This is a genomic window from Anaerobacillus sp. ABD4_527 (assembly GCF_056160805.1).
On the sequence record NZ_JBSWXZ010000026.1, the window covers coordinates 1 to 233 of the forward strand.

Here is a 233-nt window from a genome sequence, read left to right on the forward strand (position 1 = left end):
GGGGTGAAGTCGTAACAAGGTAGCCGTATCGGAAGGTGCGGCTGGATCACCTCCTTTCTATGGAGAATTACGAGGCAACATTGGTTGCCAAGCTTGCATGAGCGTTTCGTTTAGTTTTGAAAGAATGATTGTATTCTTTCACGTTCCTTGAAAACTAGATAGCACAAACAACGACATCCAATAATTATTATTTTTTGCGTTATAACTTAGTTAGTCACATCTAACGATGTGCA

Annotated in this window: 1 rRNA gene; it reads left to right on the plus strand. The window is 40.3% G+C overall.

The window, feature by feature from the left end:
• Positions 1 to 57: ribosomal RNA gene (locus ACXAHI_RS21070) — 16S ribosomal RNA — on the plus strand; the annotation flags it as partial.
• Positions 58 to 233 lie beyond the last annotated feature (176 nt).